Origin of the sequence: Streptomyces sp. DH12 (assembly GCF_020873895.1) — a bacterium.
Taxonomy (GTDB): domain Bacteria; phylum Actinomycetota; class Actinomycetes; order Streptomycetales; family Streptomycetaceae; genus Streptomyces.
This window is the reverse complement of record NZ_JAHWGT010001740.1, coordinates 1-381: the sequence shown is the minus strand read 5'-3', so window position 1 is coordinate 381 and position 381 is coordinate 1. Positions and strand designations below refer to the sequence as shown.

1 pseudogene is annotated in these 381 nt (G+C 64.6%); it reads left to right on the top strand.

From position 1 onward, the window contains the following. Window positions 1-201 precede the first annotated feature (201 nt). Window positions 202-381, top strand: a pseudogene (locus tag LPA54_RS42000) (50S ribosomal protein L1); the annotation flags it as partial.

The window sequence follows — 381 nt, the reverse complement described above, 5'->3', positions numbered from 1 at the left end:
CCCCTGGCCCTCACCTGGGTCAGGGGCTTCGTGCGTCCGTCGCCGATTTCACCCCACCCCCGCACGTCACGTAAGATCAACCGGTTGCCTGTGTGGCATCGCGGCGTCAGGATCGACCTGGTGTCGGGGGCGCGGAGCCCGAAAGTGGTTGGGCCGGCGCTGGCTCGTAGAACCACGATCTCCCTGTTGAAGGAGTTTGAGATGAAGCGCAGCAAGACGTACCGCGCGGCGGAAGAGAAGATCGAAGAAGGCAAGCTGTACTCGCCGCTCGAGGCTGTTCGCCTCGCGAAGGAGACGGCCGGCACGAAGTTCGATTCGACGGTCGAGGTTGCGATGCGCCTCGGTATCGACCCGCGCAAGGCGGACCAGATGGTTCGTGGC